Below are 19,057 nucleotides of genomic sequence, written 5' to 3' on the forward strand. Positions count from 1 at the left end.
ATGCCCGACCGCGATGCGCCCATCGGGATCTTCGACTCCGGCGTCGGCGGCCTGACCGTCGCGCGGGCCATCGCCGACCAGCTCCCCGCCGAGCGGCTCCGTTACGTCGGCGACACGGCCCACAGCCCGTACGGGCCGCTGCGAATCGACGAGGTGCGCGAACACGCGCTGGCCGTCGCGGACCGGCTGGTCGCCGACGGGGTGAAGGCGCTGGTCGTGGCGTGCAACACCGCCTCGGCGGCGTGCCTGCGGGACGCCAGGGAGCGCTATCCCGTCCCCGTCGTGGAGGTCGTGCTGCCCGCTGTGCGGCGGGCGGTGGCCGCCACCAGGTCGGGCCGGGTCGGCGTCATCGGCACGACCGCCACCATCCGGTCTGGTGCCTATCCGGACGCCTTCGCCGCCGCCCGCGACATCGTGGTGCACGGCGTCGCGTGTCCCCGCTTCGTCGACTTCGTCGAGCGCGGCATCACCTCGGGCCGACAGGTCCTCGGACTCGCGCAGGGCTACCTCGAACCGTTGCAGGTCGCCGATGTCGACACGCTCGTCCTCGGCTGCACGCACTATCCGCTGCTCACCGGCGTCCTGCAGATCGCCATGGGGCCGGAGGTCACGCTGGTGTCCAGCGCGGAGGAGACGGCCAAGGACGTGGTCCGGGTGCTCACCGAGACCGATCTGCTGCGGGAGGCGGATCCGGACGAGCCCGCCGACCGTCAGTTCGCCGCCACCGGCGACCCGATCTCCTTTCAACGGCTGGCCAGGCGCTTTCTCGGCCCCGCGTTCGCCTGAGGCCGGGCCGGGCACCTGCGAGGTTCGTACCGCCGCTCCATGCCCGCGGGCCGACACGTGCGGCGCGGTGTCGGCACGAGACGCACCGGCGGAACGAGCGGGCGCCGAGTCTGGTGGTGCGATCTGCCCGCCGCCCCGCCGCCACCCGTTTCGCCCTGGTGCCCCGGCGCGGGGACGGGCAGGCTGGACAGGTGTTGCTGACCATCCTCGGCTGCTCCGGCAGCGCACCCGGCCCCGGCGCCGCGGCCTCCGGCTATCTGATCGAGGCCGAGGGCGCGAGCCTCGTCGTCGATCTCGGCAACGGCACGCTCGCCGCGCTCCAGGGCCGTCGCGACCCCTTCGCCCTTGACGCTCTGCTCCTCTCGCACCTGCACCCGGACCACTGCGCCGACGTCAGCGCGCTGACGGTGCTGCGGCGGTATCACCCGCGTCCGCCCTACGATCCGCGGGTGCGCCGGCTGCCCTTGCACGCACCGTCGGAGGCGGCCGACCGGCTGGGGGCGGCCTACGCTCCCTCGGCGGCCGAGCGGTCCGAGACCGATCTCTCCGACGTGTACGACTTCCGGCCGCTCGCGGCGGGAACCCGGCACATCGGGCCGTTCGAGGTGACGGCGGTCCCCGTCGCGCACCCGTGTGAGGCCTACGGCTTCCGCATCCGACACGAGGGCCGAGTGCTGGCCTACACGGGCGACACCGGGCCGTGTCCGCAGCTGCGGGAGCTGGCCGCCGACGCCGACCTCCTGCTTGCCGAGGCGACCTGGCCGGACCATCCCGATCAGGTGCCGGACCTGCACCTGTCGGGCACCCAGGCGGGGGAGCTGGCCAGGGCGGCCGGGGCGCGGCGGCTGCTGGTCACCCACGTGGCGAGCTGGTTCGACGCCGAACAGGTGGCGGGGGAGGCCGCGGCGGCGTTCGCGGGCCCGACGGCCCGGGCCGAGGCGGGACGGCGGTACGAGATCTGATCGTCGAGGCAGGCCGAGTCCTCGGGGTGCCTCGACGGTGGCTCACAGCCAGCCGCGCCGCCGGAACAGCAGATACAGGACGACGGAGGAGCCGACGAGTGCCAGGGAGGAGCCGACGAGCCCCGCCTGGTCGCCGTAGCCCGGGTACGGCAGGTTCTGCCCGAAGTAGCCGGTGATCGCGGTCGGGACGGCGATGATCGCCGCCCAGCTGGTGACCTTCTTCATCACCACGTTGAGCCGGTTGCCCTGTAGGGCGAGCTGGGTCTCCCGCACGCCGGACGCCAGTTCGCGCATCCCCTCGACCCATTCGGTCACGCGCAGCACGTGGTCGTAGACGTCCTGGTAGTAGGGCATCAGCTGCTCGTCGATCAGCCCGATGTCGCGATGCATGAGGCCCAGCAGGACCTCCCGCATCGGCGCCGACACCCGACTCAGCCGCAGCAGGTTCTTGCGCAGCCGCAGCGACCGCCGCTGGACGGCGTGCAGCTGGGACGGCTCGGCGAACAGCAGGTCCTCCAGCGCCTCGACCTCGTCCTCCAAGGCCTGCGCCGCGTCGAAGTGACTGTCCACGATGTCGTCGAGCAGGGCGTACAGCAGGTAGGCGATACCCCGGTCCCGGCCCGCCGTCGACCATCGACGCGCCACGTCGGACGGGTCGAGGCCGGTGTCCTTGTGCACGGTCACCAGCGCGTGCGGGGTCACGAAGAGGGCCAGCTCGGACACCCGCAGGTCATCCTGGTCGTCGAGGACGACCCGATGCAGGGTGAGGAAGAGGTGGGAGTCGTAGCGGTCCAGCTTCGGGCGCTGCCGCTCGTCACCCGCGTCCTCGACGGCCAGTTCGTGCAGGCCGAGCGCCTCGCCGATGCGATCGACCAGGTCGGCGTCGGGCGCGGACAGATCCAGCCAGTCGGCCACGCCGGGATCGGCGAGCCGGGCGCCGAGTTCGCCGTCCGGCAGCCGACCGGTCACCCGCTCGCCGTCCTGGAACAGGGTGAACTCCGCCATGGTCACCGAGGCTAGCTCCTGGTGTCCGATCGAGTGCGGAACGTGAGCGTGTCGATCGGGTGAGGCATCCGGGCCCGACGCGCCGCGGGCGCCGACCTCGGCGGAGCGGGCGGCCGTCGCCGTGTCCGGGCCTGCTCGAGACCCGTCGGAGCAGCTCAGACCGGTGTCGACGGCTCGGCACGGTCGGGTGGTGTGCTCGGGTCGCCGCAGGCGACGCCGGGTGAACCCCGGCGGCACGCCGCTCGGATCGCCGCCACTCGATAGGTAGGGTGACCGGGTGGTACGTGCAGATGGTCGAGAGAACGACGCGCTCAGGGATGTCCGCTTCACCCGGGGTTACCAGGAATGGCCGGCCGGATCGGTGCTGGTGGAGTTCGGCCGGACCAAGGTGCTGTGCGCGGCGAGCGTGCAGGCCGGGGTGCCGAGGTGGCGGGCGGGCTCGGGCCTCGGGTGGGTGACCGCCGAGTACGCGATGCTGCCCTCGGCCACGCACACCCGTTCCGGCCGCGAGTCGGTGAAGGGTCGCGTCGGCGGCCGAACCCACGAGATCAGCAGGTTGATCGGGCGTTCGCTGCGGGCCTGTGTCGACCTCGCCGCGCTCGGGGAGAACACGATCGCGCTGGACTGCGACGTCCTGCAGGCCGACGGCGGCACCCGCACGGCCGCGATCACCGGCGCCTACATCGCACTGGCCGACGCGATCACCTGGTTGGAGGCGGGCGGCCTGCTGGCCGATCCCAAGCCGCTGTCCTGCGCCGTCGCCGCGGTCAGCGTCGGAGTGGTGGACGGACAGGTGCGGCTGGATCTGCCGTACGAGGAGGACTCCCGTGCCGAGGTCGACATGAACGTGGTCGCCACCGACGCGGGGACCCTGATCGAGGTGCAGGGCACGGGCGAGGGCGGCACCTTCGCCCGCACGACGCTGGACACGATGCTCGACGTCGCACTGGCAGGCTGCGCGCGGCTCAACGACCTCCAGAACGAGGCCCTCGCCGCGCCCTACCCCGGTGAGCTGCCGCCGAGGGTGGCCCGATGACGGCGTCGACCGTGCGGCTGCTGCTCGCCTCCCGCAACGAGAAGAAACTGGGCGAACTCCGGCGGATCCTGCTCTCCGAGGGAGTCGCGGGCATCGAGGTCGTCGGGCTCGGCGACGTCCCCGAATACCCCGAGGTGCCCGAGACGGGCGCCACCTTCGAGGAGAACGCGCTGATCAAGGCCAGGGCGGGCGCGGCGGCCAGCGGTCTGCCCACGGTGGCGGACGACTCCGGGCTGGCGATCGACGCGCTGAACGGGATGCCCGGTGTGCTGTCGGCCCGCTGGAGCGGCGGCCACGGCGACGACGTCGCCAACCTCGAACTCGTCCTCGCCCAGCTCGCCGACCTGCCCGACGAGCGGCGCGGGGCGGCCTTCGTGGCGGTGGCGGCGCTGGCGCTGCCCGGGGACGGACCCGACTCGGAGTACGTCGTGCGGGGGGAGTGGCCGGGTCGCATCGCGCGGGCACCGCGCGGGCAGAACGGCTTCGGCTACGACCCGGTGTTCCTGCCTGCCGGGGAGGCTCGGACCTCGGCGGAGCTGACGCCCGAGGAGAAGGACTCGGCCTCGCATCGGGGTCGGGCCCTGCGTGCCCTGCTGCCGCGACTGCGGGCGCTGGCCGACGACCGGCGGTGACGTCGTCGTGGGGGTTCCCGGCGGCGGGGCCGTCACGGTGATCCCGACGGTGAGCCGCCGCAGGACGGTTCGCGACGGCGGTCCGCCACAGGCTCCCGGCGGCGGAGTCGCCGACGACAGGCCCTCGCCCGACCGGACGACCGAGGGCCGTGAACGCCCTCGACGTCAGGCCGACGCGGGCAGGCCCAGGTCGCGGCGCAGCTTGGCGACGTGGCCGGTGGCCTTGACGTTGTACTGGGCCTTGGCGATACGACCAGACTCGTCGACGACGAAGGTCGACCGGATCACGCCGGTCACGGTCTTGCCGTACAGCTTCTTCTCGCCGAAGGCTCCCCACCGAGTGAGCACGGTCTTGTCCGGGTCGGACAGCAGCGGGAAGGTCAGCCCCTGGTCTTCACGGAAGCCGCGCAAGGTGGCGACCGGGTCGGGGGAGATGCCCAGGACGGTCAGGCCCGCCTCGTTCAGCTCGGCGAGGTTGTCGCGGAAGTCGCAGGCCTGCTTGGTGCAGCCGGGCGTGTTGGCCGCCGGGTAGAAGTAGACGATCACCGAGCCGCCTCGGTGATCGCGCAGCGAGACCGGGTTGCCCTCGGAGTCGGTGAGGGTGAAGTCGGGGGCCTCGTCTCCCTCGGCCAGGCGTGTCTGTTCGCTCATGGCCGCCGACGCTAGCCCGTCCGGCCGACGCCGTTCGTCGGGGTCGCGCTATGCGGGGGCGTCCAGACGGTGTGGGCGGGTGGTGCGAGGGAGTTCTCGGGCCGGCTGATGGTCTGCGAGGTCGGCGGACCGAGCGATCGGTCGGAGCCCCGGACGTCGGCGTGCAGTGTCGACAGCACCGCCCCGAGCAGTATCCCCACGATCGCCGACGCGATCATCGCAATTGCGCTGACCAGGAAGAATCGAAGTCCCATCGCTCTACATCCTGACTACTCGTGCCTTCCCCCACTTCGCACCGGGCCGAAGACACCATGGTTTCCCCGTTCGAGGGGTGCTGCGAGCGCAGGGCGACCGATTAGCCAATAAGGGTGATTCTGGGAGGACGTCGATCGCGCGAATGTGTCGGGAGGACGGCACTCCAGGTAACGGATTGGTATCACCGGAGTGGGTAAGCGCTTTCCTGGCTATGGGAGATCGATCCGCTCTCCCGGCCGCGTGTGGTGACCTCTCGCCCGGCGCCGCGTGTCCCGTAAGGTCCGCTGGCGTGAGAGCAGTGCGCCGCTTCACCGTGCGGGCCCAGTTGCCCCGGCCGCTCGCCGCCCTGAGCACCCTGGCCACCAATCTGCGGTGGACCTGGCACCCGCCGACGCAGGACCTCTTCGCCGAGGTCGACCCGCAGGCGTGGTCCCGCGTCAAGGGTGACCCGCTGCGCATGCTCGGGGAGGTCTCCGTCGAGCGCTGGAACCGGCTCGCCGAGGACGCGGACTTCCTGACGAAGGTCGCCGCCGCGGCGGACGACCTCCGGCGGTACTGCGAGGACGACCGCTGGTATCAGCGCCGCGCGGGCGAGGCCGACGGACTCCCCACGGGCATCGGCTACTTCTCGATGGAGTTCGGCGTCACCGAGGCGCTGCCCAACTACTCCGGCGGCCTCGGCGTGCTGGCGGGCGACCACCTCAAGGCGGCTTCGGATCTCGGCCTGCCGCTCGTCGCGGTCGGCCTGCTCTACCGGGCAGGCTACTTCGGCCAGGCACTCTCGCGGGACGGCTGGCAGCTGGAGCACTACCCGGTGATCGACCCGCGCGGCCTGCCGCTGGACCTGGTCACCGACCCGTCCGGGGCGCCGATCCTCGTCCACGTCGGCATGCCGCACGGCCGAGTGCTGCGGGCCAGGATCTGGTGCGCGCAGGTGGGGCGCATCCCGCTGCTGCTGTTGGACTCCGACGTCGAGGGCAACGATCCGGACCTGCGCGGCATCACCGACCGGCTGTACGGCGGCGACCAGGACCACCGCATCAAACAGGAGATCCTCGCGGGGATCGGCGGGGTCCGCGCCGTGCGTGCCTACTGCGACCTCGTCGGTCGCGCACAGCCGGTGGTGTTCCACACCAACGAGGGCCACGCCGGCTTCCTCGGCCTGGAGCGGGCCCGCGAGCTGATCGCGGGCGACGGACTCGACTTCGATCAGGCCCTGGCCTCGGTGCGGGCGGGCACCGTGTTCACCACGCACACCCCGGTGCCCGCGGGCATCGACCGCTTCCCCGTCGACCTGGTCCGGCACTACTTCGGCGACGGCCACGAACCGGACCTGCTCCCCGGCGTCCCCACGCATCGGGTGCTCGCCCTCGGTGCCGAGGACGACCCCGCCATGTTCAACATGGCGAACATGGGCCTGCGTCTGGCGCAGCGGGCCAACGGCGTCTCCGCCCTGCACGGCGAGGTCAGTCGGCAGATGTTCCGAGGGCTGTGGCCGGGTTTCGACGCCGCCGAGGTGCCGATCACCTCGGTGACCAACGGCGTCCACGGCCCCACCTGGTCGTCCCGCGAGATGATCGACCTCCTGGGCGATCCGGAACAGGGCGTCGAACACGGCGAGGGCGCCCACGGCTTCGAACCGGTCAGCGACGCCCGGCTGTGGGAGCTGCGCTCCACCCTGCGCGGCAGGCTCGTCGACGAGGTCCGCCGCAGGCTGCGCGCCGCCTGGATCGAACGCGGCGCCGCCGAGCTGGAACTGGACTGGACCGACTCGGTCTTCGACCCCGAGATCCTCACCATCGGCTTCGCCCGCCGCGTGCCCACCTACAAGCGGCTCACCCTGATGCTGCGCGATCAGGACCGGCTGCGGAGACTGCTGCTCGACCCGAGCCGCCCGGTCCAGCTCGTCGTCGCGGGCAAGTCGCACCCGGCCGACGACGGCGGCAAGGCGCTCATCCAGCAGATCGTCCGCTTCGCCGACGAGGCCGACGTCCGCCACCGCATCGTCTTCCTACCCGACTACGACATGTCGATGGCCCGCTATCTCTACTGGGGCTGCGACGTGTGGCTGAACAACCCGCTGCGTCCGCTGGAGGCCTGCGGGACCTCGGGAATGAAGTCGGCGCTCAACGGCGGGCTCAACCTGTCCATCCGCGACGGCTGGTGGGACGAGTTCTACGACGGCCGCAACGGCTGGGCGATCCCCACCGCCGACGGCGTCACCGACCCCGTGCGGCGGGACGACCTGGAGTCGCAGGCGTTGTACGGTCTGCTGGAGTCCGGGGTGACCCCGCTGTTCTACGAGCGCGCGGCCGACGGCGTCCCGCAGCGGTGGATGTCGATGGTGCGGCACACCCTGGCGGGCCTGGGTTCCAAGGTGCAGGCCTCCAGGATGGTCCGCGAGTACGTCGAGAACTGTTATCTGCCCGCGGCGCGGGCGGCCGCGGCGATGCGGGCCGACGGTCATCAGGGCGCCAAGGAGCTGGCGGGCTATCGGGCGCGGCTTCAGGCGGCGTGGCCCCACATCAGGATCGTCGACAGCACGCTGGTCGCCGACGGGGAGCCCGCGCCCTCGCTGGGCACGCCGGCGCTGGTGCGGGCACGGGTGGAGCTCGGCGGCCTGGACCCGGCCGACGTGGACGTGCAGGCGGTGGTCGGTCGGGCGGACGAGGCGGGCGAGCTGAGCGACGTCGTCACCCGGTCGATGGGCCACCTCGGCGGCGTCGACTACCGTGCCGAGGTCCCGCTGCCGCATGCCGGGCCGGCCGGCTACACGGTGCGGGTGCTGCCCCGGCATCGTCTGCTGTCCACCCCGGCCGAGCTCGGTCGCGTGGTGTTGGCGGACTGACCTGCCACAACCCGGCCTCGCGGGGGCGTCCGCGCGGGGCCGGGGACGCCCCCGCGCGGCAGACGTCGGCCCGTACACCGGCGGCGCACGCCACGGCCGTCACCGATGACGCCGAACCTCGACTCCGGGCCGCGCTCGCGAGTCGGGGTCAGGTCCGCTCGTACACCGAGACGTGCCGTCGGCTGGCCGCGGTGAACGGGCGGCGGTCCCAGTGGTCGTAGCGTTCGCGGAGCCGCATCCCGGCGAGCCGGGCCATCAGATCCAGCTCGCTCGGCCAGCAGTACCGCAGCCGTATCGGGCTCAGCGTGGTGCCCTCGGCGCCGAGGCGGACCCGCTGATAGGTGACGGTCTGCGCCACCGGGTCGTGCAGCTGGTACTCCATCCGCACCGAGTCCTCGGTGAGCGCGCGGGTGGCGACGCGCTGGTTCCGATCGAACTCGGTGACGTCCTGGATGAAGCACTCGACGACGAACAGCCCGCCCGGCTCCAGCACCGAGGCGACGTTGCGGAAGCAGTCGATCTGTCGTTGTTGGGTGACGAGGTTGAACAACGTGTTGAACACCAGGTAGGCCAGCCGGAACGGGCCGGTCACGGCCACCTCGGCCATGTCGCCGATGGTCGTCGGGACGGCGTCGCCCCCCGGTTTGGCTCGAAGACGCTCGGCCATCGCGGGAGAACCCTCGATGCCCTCCACGGCGATGCCCCGCGCCGCCAGCGGAAGCGCGACCCGCCCGGTGCCCACCGCCAGTTCGAGGACGCGTCCGCCGTCGGGGACGAGATCGGCGAGGAAGTCCACGGCCGGAGCCGGGTCGGGAATCGTTCCCTGGTCGTAGTCGGCCGCATAACGATCGAAGAATGCCGGATCACCGAATTCGATCACGCCTGGCAACGTAGCGGGATAGCCGCAGGCGACACCAGCGAATATCGCGGGGCCGAATGTCCGCGGCCCTCGTGACGGGGCACCCTCGCCGAGGCACCGGGCTCGCGATGCCGGGAAGGCCGCCCGGCCGTGCTCATCGGGTGAGAGTCACGGTTCGATGCGGGGCGCCTGTCCGGTGGCGAGGGTGAACGGCAGATCCTGCACCGGAACGGGGGTGGACCGCGCGGCGACGACGATCACGAACACACCGGCATGGTGAAACGTGAGGCAGGCGGCGGCCCGCGAACGCAACAGCTTCGCGTCCACAGTCCGGCCGTTCACTCGCGGCGAGGCATGCGTCCTCTCCTCGACGACGGTCCACGACGGCCGGACCCTCGCGCGTCCCGGCCCGCTCAGGAAGCCCGCCGCGAGCACGCCGATCTCGGACTCCCCGCGATCGTCCGCATCGGACACGACGAGGACTTCCTGATCGGGCAGCGAGAGCCGCAGGCTGATCGAGGTCACCATGCCGCCGACCAGCCGTGGTTCGCTCTCCACGATCTCGGCGCCGCTGACCGTCACCACGGGAAAGTCCGATCCCGTCCGCAGCTCGTCGAAGTCCACCAGCGGCGGGGCGAAGCCCAGATCCCACTCCGACTGCTCGTGCACGTCCGACACCTCGTCTCGTTCGGCGGTCAGGCCGCAGGCGACCGGCCCTCGGCGGAACGGGCCCAGCGTACGGCCGGGGTGGTGACATGAAACCCTGCGGTCCTGGATGCCATGCCTTCGCATGTAGCCGGCTGTCGCCACTATGCGAGATGGCGACACGATGTCGGTCGACTCTGTGGACACATCCCCAGTGAGGGGCGGTGATGCGTGCCACGGTGCTTGGCGTGAGGACCGGATCTTCGTCCTTGAACCGCTGCTAGCCTCTATTCATGCGAGGTGTCGGTGACCCGTTGACGATCGGGGAGCGAATCGCTTTTTATCGGCGGAGGCGGGGACTCTCCCAGACTGTGTTGGCAGGCTTGGTCGGACGATCCGAAGACTGGCTCAGCAAGATCGAGCGAGGGGATCGTGAGATACGGCGGGTTGACGTGCTGGTCGACCTGGCCAAGGCGCTACGTGTGATGCTGGGCGATCTCCTTGGTGAGCCGGTCTTCCTGGAAGACGGCGCACAGAACGACGATGTGCCTGCAGTGCGAGATGCTCTGATGACGCCGCGCAGATTGTCCGCGAAACTCTTCGCCTCCACACGATCCGATACGACGGAACCGCTCGATCCTCAGACCGTTGCTCGATGGGCCGAGAGTGCCTTCTTCGAATATCAGAATGGCGGACTCGGACGGGTGATTGCGGTCCTGCCTCGGCTGATCAACACTGCACAGCAGTTGGATTCGGCACGGAGCGAACTTTGTCAGCAACGTGCCGGCGCTGCGGTCTCAGCTCGGATTCACCATCTCGCGACCACAGCGCTGAGCAAGCTCGGCGAGGTCGACCTGGCTTGGATCGCCGCGGAACGCGCCATGCAAGCCGCAGACCGAGCAGATGATCCACTCGTGCTGGCTTCCGCCGCACGCGCCGGAACACATGCTCTACTGGCTGTCGGCCGCTTCGGCGACGCGGTGGAACTGGGAGAGACGGCTGCACGGTGGCTGCGCCCACAGATGCACACGAACGATCCAGCAGCGTTGAGTCTGCTGGGGATGTTGTATCTGCGTACCGCAGTCGCCGCAGCTCGCCGACAGGACCGGTCGGCTGCGGAGGAACTGCTGCGCAAGGCGCAGCGGGCGGGTGATGCAGTCGGTACGGATGCGAATCACTGGCAGACGGGGTTCGGACCGACGAACGTGGCGCTGCACCGCGTGTCTGCGGCGCTGGACCTTGGTGATATGGCGGCTGCGGTCACACAGGCTCGGCGCATCAGCGCCACGCATCTCCCAGTGGAGAGGCAGGTAACTCATCTGATCGACTTGTCACGTGCGCTGAGTGCTACGGCATCGGAAGACGAGGCACTGCAGGTACTGCTGACGGCAGAACAGAAATCAGCGCAGATGGTGCGGAACAGTGTTCTCGTTCGAGGCGTTGTTCGGACCCTGTACCGGCGCTCGACGAGCGCCGGTAGGAGATCGTCCTCTTTGATCGCGCTTGCCCTGCGCTGTCACGCGATTGGCGGAAACTGATGACTTCACGGGTTCTCGGACTGGTCGTGAGTGCCGCCGGCGGGGCTGAGGAGGTACTGGACGGTCTGATCCGCCCCGCCCAATGGCAGGGTTGGCAAGTCGCTGTGACGATGACTCCGACCGCCGTGTCGTGGCTGGCGGCAACCGGTGTTGCAGCTGAGATCGAATCGGTGACCGGTTTACCCGTTCGCTCGGTGTCCAGGTTGCCCGGAGAGGCGAGTCCGCATCCGAAGGTCACCTGCTACGTGGTAGCACCCGCGTCTGCGAACACCGTCGCAAAGCTTGCGCTCGGGATCGGGGACAACCAGGCCTTGACTCAGGTGTGTGAGGCAATTGGCCTCCGATCTGTGCCCATCATCGTGTTCCCGCGTATCAATGCCGCCCACGCTGGTCATCCGGCTTGGCCGGAGCATCTGCGGCGACTCCGCAGCGCAGGTGTCCAGTTGATCGAGGGTGAGGATGTCTGGCCGCTTACAGCGCCCCGGAGCGGCCTGCGTAGGCCCCACCCGTGGAGCGAGATCCTGGAAATCACGAAGGGCCTGCTACACGCCAAAGAGTGAAGATGGTCAGGTACCCGGACACTTTGTCCGGGTACCGGGCGAGGCTGTGGGTTCTGCTGTTGGCGAGGCACTAGATGAGGGTGCTGCTCGCGACGGCAGGGGACACGATGCCAGGGAATATGAATGAAGCTGCAACGAGTGTTGTTCTTTCGCTGACGCGGATTGCTCGAGAGTTTGATTTCTCAGCCGTTGCTCTCCGCGAGAGGTCGACATCACTGCACGGCCCGTTCGGGCAAGGCGACGTCAGCTTCGCTTCTGTCGAGCCGTTTTTCGCGCTGTCGACATCGCGAGCCGCCTCCGACACCCTCTTCGCCCTGCTCCTCGTGCTCTGCATCGGTCTGCCTGCGGTGGACCTGATCTGGCGATGGCGGCGGGGCAGGCATCCGGTTCGGCGGTCGCCCTCGCGCCGTGACTGGGCACGTATTCGGGCCGCCGAACAGCGGGCCGCCCGCCTGCGGGAATCGGCGCGGCAGGTGCGGGACCGATCCGCCGCCGAGGTGCGGGCGCGCCGGGCCGACGTGCGGCGGCGGCTCGACGTGATCGCCGATCAGTGGCGGCAGTCGGCTGTGGTGGCCGACACCGCCGTCGACCGGCCGGAACCGGGATGGACGCGGGTGCTCTCCGGGACTCTCCCGTGACGGGCGTCGTGTCGAGGGCAACGGACACGGGCCGGGCGCGGGACGCCGAGGCCGCGGTGCCGGACCCGGTGTCCCCGTCGTCGGGCGTGGTCGCCCGGTCGTCGCCCGAGCCGCCGTCGCGGTGGGCGGGCCGGTTTCGTCGGTTGGAGCACCGCCGGGACGAGTCGTACGAGTCCGTGGAGGTGGCGGTGTGCGGGGCGGTGGTGGTGTCGGTGGCGGAGTGGGTGCGGCTGTTGCGGTGTGCGACGTGTTTTCCGGTGGAGGGCTGATGTCGGGGTTGGCGTGGTACGTGCGGACGGTGCGGTCGGGGGATTCCCACCTGGCGGCTGCGGAGTGGAACGGCTCCGATCCGATCCGTCCCGTGTGCGCTCCGACGGTGGAGTTCCGTGCGATGAACCGGCGACCACTGCGTATGTGCTTCTACGACGAGCAGCGCTGTCCGCTGTGCCTGCGACACGCCGGCACCCCGCCGACGGCCCGTGACCTGATCGCGGCGGCGCCGTCATGAGCGCGGCCGACCCGACGTGGTTCACCGTGGACGCCCCGCCCGCCGCCGGACTGTGGCTCGATCGACATCTCGTCCGCGGAACCAGGCCCGCCGACGGAACGCGTGTGACGGCGGCCTGCGGGAGAGAGCTGCGGGTGGGGCCGACCCCGGAGTGCGATGTGGACGGCCTTCGGCTGACAGGGCTGCGACCGTGCTGGGCCTGCGCCGAACGGGCGATGGGGCGGGCTCCCGGCGCCGCCACCAGACACCGCGCCACCAGACACCGCGCCACCGGCTGAGCCGCCCCTGACCCCTTGCCGACCGCACCGTGTCCGACGACCGACGAAGGGCCGCCGACCGCCCACGGCCGACCACCGACGACCGAACCGACCACTGATCACCGACGATCGACGAGCGACAGCCGAACCGACCACTGATCACCGACGACCGACGGCCGACGGCCCGCGAGCGACCACTGCTCACCGACCACCGACGGCCGAACCGAAACCCACGGCCGACGACCCACGAGCGACCACTGCTCACCGACGGCCGGACCACCGACCACCGACCACCGACCACCGACCACCGACCAGGAAACCCCGAGGAGAGAACGGCGTATGTCCGCCACCAGCTCGACCGACTCCACCCCGTCCAACGGGACCCCGTCCGGCGCGACCACGCTCGACGCCCGAGGCGCAAGGCCCTCGGTGGCATCGCCGAGGACCGGCCGCCTCGGAGTTCCGAGCGCCGCACCCGCGCCTGTCTCGCACCGCGTCCCGCTCGACGTCGCCGTGGGGGCGGGGGCGGTGGCGGTCGAACCGTGGGTGATGTGGGAGACGCTGATCGCCGCCGTCCAACGCTGGACCGTGCAGCCCGCCGACGCGCTGCGCCACCACCATGGCATCACCGTCTACGACTTCCGGCTGCTGCGGCTGCTGGCGCGAGCCGCGCAGCCGATGCGCAAGGCCATCGCGCACACCGCGCTGGATCTGCCGCCGCGAAGCCTCGATCACAGCATCTCCCGGCTCGCCGAGCGCGGCTACCTCACCGTCACCGGGCGAGGAGGACAGAAACGGCTGGCGCTCACGGACTTCGGCATCGAGTTCCTGGAGGCGGTCGTGGAGACCCTGCGCGCGGCGACGGCCGACGGCCCCCGCGCGGCCTCGCTGCCGCCCCGCGAACGGGCCGTGTTGATCGCTCTCCTGAACCGACTGCGGCGCTAGCCTGCGAACTCCACCACGCCGCAGGCGACCCGGCGGTCCGTGCCCCGGTGGAGGGGCGAGACGCGGCACGTCGACCGTGTCGAACGGCCCGAATACTCGGCCTGCCCGCCGGGGTTTCGCTGACTCCAGCCCGGTCGTAGAGAACGCTGCCGTCGTGGCCGCCGTCGGCGCCTCACGGTGGCACAACGCCCGACGACGACGATTCCGCCACGTCGGAGCGGGCGCCGCCGCCTGACCACCCTCACACCGTCGATCACCGGGTCGCTCCCGCGCCGGACCGGTGAGTCGACGCCGTCCCCGGTTCGCCGTCACCCCGACTCGGCGGCAGGGCACACGGCGGCAGGGCACGCGGCGGCAGCGCGCACGACGGCAGCGCGCACGACGGAAAGGGGCGGGGGCAGGCGGGCGGCCGCGTTCGATCAGCGGCCGCCGATGTCCGTGCCGACGACGGCGACGATGCGGGCGGCGAGCGTGCCGGCGTCGTCGATCTCATCCGCGCCCGCGTAGGAGGCCTGGAAGGCCTCGAAGAGGGCGGCGCCGGTGAGGACGCGGGCGAGTGCGTGGCAGTCGGTGTCCGGGGCAAGGCGTCCGCGGCGGGACTCGATCTCGAGGTAGGTCTGTAGCAGGCGGGCGGGCTGGTCGGGTCCCGCGCCCATGGTGGAGAGGCTGTTCCGGTGGGCGTCTCGCAGGCTCGGGCTGCTGAAGACGGAGGCCGCCATGGGGAAGCTGCGCAGGTAGAAGGCCAACAGCTGTTCGACCAGGGTGGCCAGGTTCTCGGCGACGGTCCGCGTGCCGGCAAGCTCCCGCGGATCGCTGAGCCGCGGCAGGCGTTCGTTCAGCACGGCGACGAAGAGCTCCTGCTTGTGGGCGAAGTGCTTGTAGAGCAGGGCTTCGGAGCAGCCGGCGGCGCGTGCGATCTGGCGGGTGGTGGTCGCGGCCACCCCGCTCTTCTGCATCACCTCGGCTGCCGCGTCGAGGATCCGTTCGCGAGCACTCATGGGCGAACCCTCCCACAACCTCGGGCTTGACAGCCGCACCGCGGATCTTCCACTCTAGGGGTGAGTAAACGCTCACTCACCCAGTCTGACGCAGGAGGACGCCGATGAGGATCGCGGTGATCGGTGCAGGCGGACGCACCGGAATCGAGACCACCCGCCTGGCCGTCGAACGAGGCCTGGAGGTGATCGCGGTCGTGCGGGACGCCGAGCGCTACCAGAGGCGCCACCCCGGCCCGCCACCCGCCGAAGTGCGGATCGCCGAGGCCCGCGACCCCGTCGCCCTCGGCCGGGCGATCGACGGCGTCGACGCCGTGATCATGTGTGTGGGCCCGGTCAAGGGCGAGGAGCCGACGATCCTGGCCGAGGCCGCCGCGTCGCTGATCGAGTCGATGGCCGCGGCCGAGGTGCGTCGCCTGGTGATGGTCACGGCCAGCGGCTGGATCGTGGACGGGGACGACCCGCTCAGTCGGTACCTGGCCAAACCCATCCTGGCCCGAGCGCTGCGTTCGGAGAACACGGCCTTCGAGGCCGCCGAGCGGGCGGTCGCGAGCAGCACGCTCGCGTGGACGATCGTGCGCCCCCCGATGTTGACGGACGGCCCGCGACGCGGGGCCTACCGCTCTCGGCGAGACGGCAACGTGCGGTGGCGCTACTCCATCCGCCGCGCCGATCTGGCCGTGGCACTGCTCGACGTGCTCGACGATGAGACCGCGGTGCGTCGGCGCATCTCGGTCGCGACCTGAGGAGAAACGACATGACCACCGCCGAAGTGATCCGACTCGTACTGCTGTTCGCGCACCTCATCGGGCACGCGGCGATCATCGGCTCCTACATCCTGCAGATGCACTGGAAGCGCGGCTTCGACTTCCGTCCCCTCGTCGTCGGGTCCGTGGTGGCTGTGCTGACCGGCTGCGCCCTCATCGCGGTACGCGAGATGACCGGGCTCGAGGTCGACCGGCTCAAGATGGTCGTCAAGCTCGGTGTCGCGACCGCGGTCTTCGCCTTGTCGGTCGTCGGGCTGGTGCGTTCCAGGAGACTCGCACGCGAACAGGCCGACGACGCGGGACTGAAGCCCCTCTTGCTCGCCGCGGGTCTCCTCGCCATGGCCGACATCGCCGTCGCCCTCGGTTGGCAGTGACCGGAGGACGAAGGGGCGCCGCCTCGGCAGGGCCTACGCCGGGTCGACCTCGCGGGCGGGCAGGGCTCGATTCCGCCGGCGGGCCGGCGCGGCGAACACCGTGTTCCGTTCGCACGGCGGTCGACGCGCGTGGAGGCCGTGCCGCGCGGACCGCCCGCCGGCGGCCGTCGCGAGGTCGGCCGGAGGAACACGTGCTCCGTGGCGCGGCGGCCCGTCCGTCCACCCCTCAGGCGATGTCCAGCCGTGCCCGTAAGGCGACGACGCGCGGCCACCAGGCGGCGTGCTCCTCCGCCTGGGCCAGCGCCTGGCGGGCGGAGCGGTTGTCACCCGCGGCCATCCTGGCGCGGGCCAGCGTGGCGAAGTTGTCAGCGCGGGCCAGGGGGCCGTGGGAGAAGTCGTCGGCGAGGAGGGCGAGCCGGATCGCCTCCTCGGTGCGGCCGTCGAGCAGGGCGAAGGCCGCCTTCGTGCCGTGCAGCTTGTAGGCGGGGAAGCCGAGTCTCTCGGCCTGCTCCAGGGCATGACCGCCGGCGGGCAGCGCCGCGGCGGCGGGCAGCTGGTCCGCCTCGACCGCCGAGACCACCAGACCCGCCAGGCCCGCCAGCGTCGCGGTGCGCCTGCGTAGTTCGACGGACTCGTCGGCACTCAGCCGCATGGCCAGCGTGACCGCCTCCACGTAGTTGCCCTCCGCCTCCCACACCGCGATCCGGCAGGCGGCGGTGGCCCAGCTGTCGCCGTGCCGGTCGCCCATCTCCGCCAACGCCGCTCGTGCCTCGGGCAGCCTGCCCGCGTTCAGGGCCTCGGTGACCCGCCCGGCGAGGACGCTCGCGGACATCTCCGCGACCTCGGCGGCCCCGAGCCGGGGCAGGCTGAGTACGAGCCAGCCGATGGAGGTCCCGCTGCTGTCCCGGCGCGGCACCAGCGACGCGAGCACGGTCGCCGTCACGCCGACGGCCGCGCCCCGGCCCGGCGAGTCCCCCGACAGCCACAGCCAGGAGGCGACGACGCCCACCAGACCCAGTAGCGCCGCCCACGCCCCGGTGCCCCACATGCGCAGCCGGACCGGCTCACGGCCGCCCGCGACGCTCACCGAGAGGAACAGCGGGATCGCGCGCAGCACGACGGTCCGGCGGGCCGAGGTCCACGCGCGCAGCCGAGGGCCGACGCCGATGATCACCCGCGAGATCGACGCCCCGGTGAGCAGGCCCCCGGTGAGCATCCCGAGCTGGAGCACGAGCTGCCCGGCGATCAGACCCGCCACGGCACCGAGCAGTGCCGTCACCGTGCCCGGCAGTGCCGACGGCAGCCCCGTCAGGACCGTCTCGATCACGATCACGGCGAGCACGCTCCCGATGAGCAGGAGTGACGCCGGACGTCGCAGCAAGCGCAGGAGTCGCACGCACACACGATGCCCGACGCCGCCGCGCCGTCGATGGCCGGGACTGATCTCGCCACCGGCCCGCCGCGCATCCCGCCGGCCGCGCCGCGTCCGCCGCAGTCACGCTCGCCCGGTCGTGCGTTCTCTCCACGGTGGCCGTGTCCCGGCGGGCGAGGCACGGCCTGAGCCCGCGTTCACTCTCCGCCTGTGCCCGCCATGCCTGCCCCGCGGACGGGGTGCCGTAGGAGCGGTGCCGACGGTGCCCGGCGCGTCGATGGACGCGGCTCCGCCGAGCCGACCCGCGACGATCCCGGTACGGCAGAGGCCCGCCGCCCGCGCCCGCGTTCAGGGAACGGCGGGTCCGCCTCCGTCGACGACCGGCAGCCCCGCCGCCCGCCAGGCACGGAAGCCGCCGATCAGGTCGCCGACCCGCCGGAGACCCAGTTCGCGCAGGTCCCGCGCCGCCAGGCTGGAGGCGTAACCCTCGTTGCAGAGCAGGATCACCGGCCGCTCGGCGTCCACCTGCGGCAGTCGGTGCGCGCTCGCCGGATCGAGCCGCCATTCCAGCACGATCCGTTCCACCGGGATCGAATCCGGGATCTCGCCCTCGGCCGCCCGGTCGTCCCTCGGCCTGATGTCCACCAGCAGCGCACCGTCCCGCTGCAACTCGGCGGCCTCCTCGGGATCGTGCCTGCGTAGTCCCACCCTGGCGGCGGCCAGCCGTTCCTCGATGCTCACGACGTCGCCCTGACCACGCTGGGCAGGTCGGCGGGCACCTGGCTCAGATCGGCGTAGTCGCGGGTGGGCAGCAGCGGCGGGGAGTAGGCGTGCACGGTGGCGGCGGGCGCCGTGCCGAGGTTGAGGACCTGGTGCGCGCGGCGCGGACCGAAGCCGATCCCCGCTCCGCACTGATGGACTCGAGTGCGCACCGGGCCGGGCGGATACACGTAATGCTCGGTCAACTCGCCTCGCAGCACGGTGAACGAACCGGCCGCGCCCGCGTGGTCGTGCGGCTCCGTTCCCTGCGCGGGCAGCCACGTCAGCAGCCACAGCTCGACGCCGCGGGCCAGGGCCAGCCGTGCCCACCAGCGTCGCTCGGGCACGTACTCGGCCAGCTCGTGCAGCGGCGCCGCGAGATCACGAGCGACCGCGATGGTCAGATCGCGCAGCTCGGTGGGCGTCCACAGCAGACGGCCCGCCGGGAGGCGCGCGTGGAGCCACGGATGGTCGAAGGCGGGGTGCGCCTCGAACTCCGGCGGCGCGGGCGGCGCCTGCCCGGGGAGAGCGTCGGACGGTTCGGCCGGAGTGGACGACTCGGACAGCGTGCTGGTCATCGGATGCTCCTCGGCGTGAAGACGGACTGCCGAGTCCGGGATCGCTCCCACACTCGGGGACACGACGAAAGGGAGGCGGACCGACCT

At 71.4% G+C, this 19,057-nt stretch carries 22 protein-coding genes; 13 read left to right on the forward strand and 9 right to left on the reverse strand.

Annotated elements, in window-relative coordinates; all coding sequences use genetic code 11:
* Both murI and AHOG_RS06010 read left to right on the forward strand, forming a co-directional pair.
* Positions 1-786 carry a glutamate racemase gene (gene murI / locus AHOG_RS06005; protein ID WP_093940464.1) on the forward strand — a complete coding sequence of 262 codons (786 nt, stop codon included), beginning with the start codon at positions 1-3 and terminating at the stop codon, positions 784-786.
* 191 nt (positions 787-977) lie between these two features.
* On the forward strand, positions 978-1,748 hold the full coding sequence (locus AHOG_RS06010; RefSeq protein WP_093940465.1) for an MBL fold metallo-hydrolase: 771 nt from the start codon (positions 978-980) through the stop codon (positions 1,746-1,748).
* Positions 1,749-1,790: 42 nt separating this feature from the next.
* Here AHOG_RS06010 and AHOG_RS06015 read toward each other — a convergent pair whose 3' ends face one another.
* On the reverse strand, positions 1,791-2,753 hold the full coding sequence (locus AHOG_RS06015; RefSeq protein ID WP_093944200.1) for a magnesium transporter CorA family protein: 963 nt from the start codon (positions 2,751-2,753) through the stop codon (positions 1,791-1,793).
* Between the two features lie 277 nt (positions 2,754-3,030).
* Here AHOG_RS06015 and rph point away from each other — a divergent pair, with 277 nt between their 5' ends.
* Positions 3,031-3,789: a ribonuclease PH gene (rph, locus tag AHOG_RS06020; RefSeq protein ID WP_093940466.1), complete on the forward strand. Its 759-nt coding sequence runs from the start codon at positions 3,031-3,033 to the stop codon at positions 3,787-3,789.
* Positions 3,786-4,421, forward strand: a complete 636-nt coding sequence (gene rdgB / locus AHOG_RS06025; RefSeq protein WP_093940467.1) for an RdgB/HAM1 family non-canonical purine NTP pyrophosphatase — start codon at positions 3,786-3,788, stop codon at positions 4,419-4,421. Before rph ends, rdgB begins: the two co-directional genes overlap by 4 nt.
* Positions 4,422-4,586: 165 nt before the next feature.
* Here rdgB and bcp read toward each other — a convergent pair whose 3' ends face one another.
* Both bcp and AHOG_RS06035 read right to left on the reverse strand, forming a co-directional pair.
* On the reverse strand, positions 4,587-5,072 hold the full coding sequence (bcp, locus tag AHOG_RS06030) for a thioredoxin-dependent thiol peroxidase (RefSeq protein ID WP_093940468.1): 486 nt from the start codon (positions 5,070-5,072) through the stop codon (positions 4,587-4,589).
* Positions 5,073-5,083: 11 nt separating this feature from the next.
* Positions 5,084-5,326 (reverse strand): hypothetical protein, encoded by a 243-nt coding sequence (locus AHOG_RS06035; RefSeq protein WP_157736670.1) that lies wholly within the window; start codon positions 5,324-5,326, stop codon positions 5,084-5,086.
* Positions 5,327-5,616: 290 nt separating this feature from the next.
* On the opposite strand from AHOG_RS06035, the gene glgP reads away from it, so the two are divergent.
* Positions 5,617-8,175, forward strand: a complete 2,559-nt coding sequence (glgP, locus tag AHOG_RS06040) for an alpha-glucan family phosphorylase (RefSeq protein WP_093940470.1) — start codon at positions 5,617-5,619, stop codon at positions 8,173-8,175.
* A gap of 148 nt (positions 8,176-8,323) precedes the next feature.
* Here the strand turns inward: glgP and AHOG_RS06045 are convergent, their stop codons facing one another.
* Positions 8,324-9,055: a class I SAM-dependent DNA methyltransferase gene (locus AHOG_RS06045; RefSeq protein WP_093940471.1), complete on the reverse strand. Its 732-nt coding sequence runs from the start codon at positions 9,053-9,055 to the stop codon at positions 8,324-8,326.
* A 147-nt stretch (positions 9,056-9,202) separates the two neighbouring features.
* Positions 9,203-9,712 (reverse strand): hypothetical protein, encoded by a 510-nt coding sequence (locus tag AHOG_RS06050; RefSeq protein WP_093940472.1) that lies wholly within the window; start codon positions 9,710-9,712, stop codon positions 9,203-9,205.
* A gap of 260 nt (positions 9,713-9,972) precedes the next feature.
* Here AHOG_RS06050 and AHOG_RS06055 point away from each other — a divergent pair, with 260 nt between their 5' ends.
* The 6 genes from AHOG_RS06055 to AHOG_RS06090 all read left to right on the forward strand — a co-directional run bounded on the left by AHOG_RS06055 (position 9,973) and on the right by AHOG_RS06090 (position 14,125).
* Positions 9,973-11,217 carry a helix-turn-helix domain-containing protein gene (locus AHOG_RS06055; protein ID WP_093940473.1) on the forward strand — a complete coding sequence of 415 codons (1,245 nt, stop codon included), beginning with the start codon at positions 9,973-9,975 and terminating at the stop codon, positions 11,215-11,217.
* The gene (locus tag AHOG_RS06060) at positions 11,217-11,777 is read left to right on the forward strand and encodes a flavoprotein (protein ID WP_093940474.1); all 561 of its coding nucleotides are present in this window, start codon (positions 11,217-11,219) and stop codon (positions 11,775-11,777) included. The genes AHOG_RS06055 and AHOG_RS06060 overlap by 1 nt, the downstream gene beginning before the upstream one ends.
* Positions 11,778-11,851: 74 nt before the next feature.
* A complete protein-coding gene (locus AHOG_RS28345; RefSeq protein WP_157736671.1) occupies positions 11,852-12,415 on the forward strand; it encodes a hypothetical protein in 564 nt (187 codons plus the stop codon).
* An 8-nt stretch (positions 12,416-12,423) separates the two neighbouring features.
* Positions 12,424-12,684 (forward strand): hypothetical protein, encoded by a 261-nt coding sequence (locus AHOG_RS06070; protein WP_157736672.1) that lies wholly within the window; start codon positions 12,424-12,426, stop codon positions 12,682-12,684.
* 235 nt (positions 12,685-12,919) lie between these two features.
* On the forward strand, positions 12,920-13,201 hold the full coding sequence (locus tag AHOG_RS06080; RefSeq protein WP_093940478.1) for a hypothetical protein: 282 nt from the start codon (positions 12,920-12,922) through the stop codon (positions 13,199-13,201).
* A gap of 318 nt (positions 13,202-13,519) precedes the next feature.
* Positions 13,520-14,125, forward strand: coding sequence for a helix-turn-helix domain-containing protein (locus AHOG_RS06090; protein WP_157736673.1), 606 nt, complete (start codon positions 13,520-13,522; stop codon positions 14,123-14,125).
* A gap of 419 nt (positions 14,126-14,544) precedes the next feature.
* Here AHOG_RS06090 and AHOG_RS06095 read toward each other — a convergent pair whose 3' ends face one another.
* The gene (locus AHOG_RS06095) at positions 14,545-15,123 is read right to left on the reverse strand and encodes a TetR/AcrR family transcriptional regulator (RefSeq protein WP_093940481.1); all 579 of its coding nucleotides are present in this window, start codon (positions 15,121-15,123) and stop codon (positions 14,545-14,547) included.
* Between the two features lie 104 nt (positions 15,124-15,227).
* On the opposite strand from AHOG_RS06095, the gene AHOG_RS06100 reads away from it, so the two are divergent.
* Together AHOG_RS06100 and AHOG_RS06105 are read left to right on the forward strand one after the other, a co-directional pair.
* Positions 15,228-15,866, forward strand: a complete 639-nt coding sequence (locus AHOG_RS06100) for an NAD(P)-dependent oxidoreductase (RefSeq protein WP_093940482.1) — start codon at positions 15,228-15,230, stop codon at positions 15,864-15,866.
* Positions 15,867-15,877: 11 nt separating this feature from the next.
* Entirely contained in the window at positions 15,878-16,261 is a 384-nt protein-coding gene (locus AHOG_RS06105) for a hypothetical protein (protein WP_093940483.1), read from the forward strand.
* Positions 16,262-16,487: 226 nt separating this feature from the next.
* Here AHOG_RS06105 and AHOG_RS06110 read toward each other — a convergent pair whose 3' ends face one another.
* From AHOG_RS06110 to AHOG_RS06120, 3 genes are all read right to left on the reverse strand, one after another.
* Entirely contained in the window at positions 16,488-17,657 is a 1,170-nt protein-coding gene (locus AHOG_RS06110; protein ID WP_093940484.1) for a hypothetical protein, read from the reverse strand.
* Between the two features lie 324 nt (positions 17,658-17,981).
* Positions 17,982-18,374, reverse strand: coding sequence for a rhodanese-like domain-containing protein (locus tag AHOG_RS06115; RefSeq protein ID WP_093940485.1), 393 nt, complete (start codon positions 18,372-18,374; stop codon positions 17,982-17,984).
* Positions 18,371-18,970, reverse strand: a complete 600-nt coding sequence (locus AHOG_RS06120) for a cysteine dioxygenase (RefSeq protein WP_093940486.1) — start codon at positions 18,968-18,970, stop codon at positions 18,371-18,373. Before AHOG_RS06120 ends, AHOG_RS06115 begins: the two co-directional genes overlap by 4 nt.
* Between the last annotated feature and the right edge of the window lie 87 nt (positions 18,971-19,057).

Origin of the sequence: Actinoalloteichus hoggarensis, from assembly GCF_002234535.1 — a bacterium.
Lineage (GTDB): Bacteria > Actinomycetota > Actinomycetes > Mycobacteriales > Pseudonocardiaceae > Actinoalloteichus_A > Actinoalloteichus_A hoggarensis.